Origin of the sequence: Rhodococcus sp. ARC_M6, from assembly GCF_022810305.1 — a bacterium.
Classification (GTDB): Bacteria; Actinomycetota; Actinomycetes; order Mycobacteriales; family Mycobacteriaceae; genus Rhodococcus_F.
Genome location: NZ_JALGQH010000023.1, coordinates 1 through 3,787, shown reverse-complemented (window position 1 = coordinate 3,787; position 3,787 = coordinate 1). Strand labels below are relative to the sequence as shown.

The window sequence follows — 3,787 nt, the reverse complement described above, 5'->3', positions numbered from 1 at the left end:
AACCCGTTCCTCCGGGGTATGAGACAACAGGTAGGTACCGGAAGGCACCTATTGGAGTTCATGTGTCGATGTCCATCAGGTGGAGGGGAAACCATTGAAGTCTAGAACTCGACGTAGGTTTACCGGAACAGTGCTGACAACCGCGTTGCTGTCGTTGGCACTCACAGCCGGGCACGGAACGGCAAGCGCTGTGCCCGCATACCCAGCCCCGGACCCCGACCCGTTCTACGCCCAAACCGAAGCCGCGACCGGCCCCGTCGGAACCCCGATTTCGGTACGCCGAGCTCCCGACCTCCCCACCTTCCCCGGCGCCTCGTTCTGGCAGGTCAGCTTCCGCTCGACCAACTCCGAGAACAATCCGATCGTTGCGGTCACCACAGTGCTCGTGCCCGCCAACCAGCAACCTGACGGCCCACTGCTGTCCTACCAGCACATCGTCAACGCGCTCGGATCAGAATGCGCACCATCACGCACCCTCTACACCTCCGACCCCAACAAGGTCTTCCGCGAAGCCCCAGCCCTGAACGTTGCACTACAACGAGGCTGGACCGTCGCACTACCCGACCATCTGGGCCCCAACAGCGCCTACGGCGCAGCACGCCTCGGCGGCCAAATCACCCTCGACGGCATCCGCGCCGCCCAGAAAGTCCCCGAACTGCGCGTCTCAGCCAGCCCCGTCGCGATCGCCGGGTACTCCGGCGGCGGCATGGCAACAGCGTGGGCTGCTGCTCTGGCACCCACCTACGCCCCCGAGATCAACCTCGTCGGCGTCGCCCAAGGCGGCGTACCGATGAACATCGCCAAAATGGCCAACGCACTCGGTCAAGACCCCCATCCCGCATTCGGCCTCGCATTCGCCGCCGCGATGGGACTCGAACGTGAATACCCGAGCGAACTGCCACTGAGCAACGAACTCAATGCCGCCGGCCGCGCCATGGAAGTACAACTGACCAATGCCTGCACCAACGACATCCTGCTCGCCGGAGCCGGTCGAAGCGCCCGCCAAGTCACCGACTCGATAGCGATGCTGACCAGTCCCCAAGCCATCACCGTCATGAACGACAACAGCGTCGAACTCTATCCCGGCATCCCCACCGCGCCGATATTCGAATGGCACAGTCCCACAGACGCTTTGATTCCCGTCGATTCGGTACTCAACACCAATGCCCGGTACTGCGCCGCGGGCGCTACCGTCGAATCCCAGCTTTACCCCAGTCCGGATCACCTCACCACCGCAGTCCTCGGCCTACCGGACGCATTCGATTACCTCCAAGATCGATTCGACGGCAAACCTGCACCGAGCAACTGCTGACATGACTCGCTCACATGGCGAAAGCCCCCGACGCATGGAATCGTGGAGTTATGAATGATGCGGATGACACCGGTGCGGCAGCCGAAGGCAGCTACAGCCTCGATCCCGACGATCAACTACAACCCGAAGACACACTGATCGACCGAGGAGTCGACGACATCCTCGACGAGGGAATCTCACCGCCCGAGCGTCCTTACCTTCTGGGCGATCCGGATGCGGGGGAGACCCTCGACCAACGCCTCGCCGAAGAAGAACCCGATCCAGCAGCGAAACTCGGTGATCCGTTGTACGAGCCCGCCTACGCTGACGATCCCGTGCGGGAATCGGAATTCCCATCCCACAGCGAGGTCGGCAACCGTCGCGCCGGCCGACTCGTCGCCGAAGACGAAGGCCGCTACGAAGACGAGGAAAGTGAACTCGTCGCCGAGGATGTCGGTGTCGACGGTGCGGCCGCATCCGCAGAGGAAGCCGCCGTTCACATCATCGAGGACTAGGCCGGCGCGATTCGAGGGCTGCGCCGCTCAGGGCGACGTCATCACAATTGTGTGGACATGATCTCCGCCGAGGCGCTTACTCTCGTACATTGCGGAATCCGCCAGACGGTGAAGTTCGTCGACTCCGGCATCCATCGCATCAGTATCGGACCACAGACCGTTGTGGATGGCGATTCCGATACTCGTGGTCGAGCGCGGCTCGACCATCGAACCATTCATGACACCGTGAATCCGGGAAAGCAAATCTCCGACGGCATGCAGCGGCATGATCTGAACGACGACAAATTCATCGCCACCAACTCTGGCAATGGCTGCGTCCGGTCGCGCCCACTCGGTCAGCCGATTCCCGGTGCGGAGGATGACGCGATCGCCGACATCATGACCGTAGGTGTCGTTGAAATGCTTGAAGCTATCGATATCAACTACCACGACCAGCAATGACTGGCCGACCCTGGATTTTGACCGTACTAATTCCGACGTACGGCGCGTAAGGCCCCGCCGATTGAGCAGGTCCGTCAATGGATCGAGTTCGGAACTCTGTGCGTCGTTGCTGAGAAGTGCCAGCGCAATCTGAGTCAGCAACGGCATTATCGTGATCAGGCTGATCGCAAAGAGGATTCGACCGAGAACATCGAAAGCAGTGGTCGGCGCATCTGAGAACACGCCGATGCTGGCAACGATGATGACTACCGTCGAGAACGATAGGTGCCAAATCTGAGCTCGCACGTTGTGAAAGAACGCGATGTAAGAGCCGACAAGTCCAAATACGAGTGAACCCATCAGTCGTTGTTCAAGATTCGCTTCGGTGAGCACAATGATCGCAATGGCGAGATCGCTGGCGATGACAAACTGGTACGAGCGTTCCCGAGTGGTTGCGAGTGTCGGCAATGCAAACCCGCTGATCACGGCGAGTACGCCGATGATCAAATCCAAGGGAAAGTCGATTACCTGCGACGATTGAGTACCCAAGCGTTTGAGAAGAATAGTGACGCCCATGGAAATCACCATGAACCCGATGACATTCCGCGTTGTCACCAGCAATCCGTTGTCACGAAGAAAACGGGTAAATCGATCAAATTGGTCAGGTACTGCCAGCCATCGTTCGGCCACGTCGCGTATAGGTTTCACTGAGGATGCAAACCTCGTGAAAAGGCGGGCCGAAAACAAAGCATGTCGCCGATCTTAGTCGGTCATCAGAATTGTTCGATGATGCGCGCCGGTACTTGCACCTCAATACGTCACAGTGACGTATTGAGGTGAGGGCACTGGGATGGGGACTTCGATCCCGATCCGGGTCACTGCCGGATCGGGACGCTGAGTGCTTGTATCCATCCATGCCCGTCCAGGCCGTGCGACTGGACGGGCATGGGATGCGCAGCGGGATCGTCTGACCAAGGATCTGACTCGGCGGAAGATCTGGGTACGACGGACAACGCCGGCTGCCGGACTAAGCACGGAAGCCGGCTGGGCGATCTGTGCGCGTGTGTATATAGGGCGGGCAGCTGCAGGCGCAGGCGCAGGTAAGTATGTCGATGGACGGGAATGGAACTCAGCACCTATATCCGCAGGTCGGAAATTTGCCGATAATCTACATTATGTCAAGTAATGGCAATCTGGGTCTCCTGGACTGTGGCAACCACAGTCTGCTGATTGAATCAACTGATGCATCCCGACGTGTTGCTTCTCCGTGCAATCGACGACGTCCGGGCTGATCCAAGATACGAACGCACACCGAGCCTTTCATCCGGAGATTTACGTTTCGGGCGAACTGGTCCAGATTCCGTACCGGACCGGTTAGGAGTGGCCATGCTTGGACGACACACACACGCTGAGTCCCTCGCAACTCGTAGTTCTTGTCGACGGCACGTGAAAACTGATCAAGGTACGGCACTTCAATATTGACCCCTGACCGGCGATCCTGGCTTTAGTCGAGCCAGGAGGGACGAAGGGATGCTGTCCGTGGAAGATTGGGCCGAAATCC

General features: G+C 59.1%; 3 protein-coding genes. 2 read left to right on the top strand and 1 reads right to left on the bottom strand.

Annotated features, from left to right (window positions below; translation table 11 throughout):
• The first annotated feature begins 94 nt into the window (after nucleotides 1-94).
• Complete coding sequence (locus MTX36_RS20935) at nucleotides 95-1,312, top strand: lipase family protein (protein WP_374230513.1); 1,218 nt, start codon at nucleotides 95-97, stop codon at nucleotides 1,310-1,312.
• Between the two features lie 50 nt (nucleotides 1,313-1,362).
• Entirely contained in the window at nucleotides 1,363-1,806 is a 444-nt protein-coding gene (locus MTX36_RS20930; protein WP_243621608.1) for a DUF5709 domain-containing protein, read from the top strand.
• 27 nt (nucleotides 1,807-1,833) lie between these two features.
• On the opposite strand, the gene MTX36_RS20925 is transcribed toward MTX36_RS20930, so the two are convergent.
• Entirely contained in the window at nucleotides 1,834-2,841 is a 1,008-nt protein-coding gene (locus MTX36_RS20925; protein ID WP_243621607.1) for a diguanylate cyclase, read from the bottom strand.
• Nucleotides 2,842-3,787: the final 946 nt, after the last annotated feature.

Coding starts and splice junctions, on each gene's coding strand:
- MTX36_RS20930 (WP_243621608.1), top strand. CDS start 1,363: ATGAATGATGCGGATGACACCGGTGCGGCAGCCGAAGGCAGCTACAGC.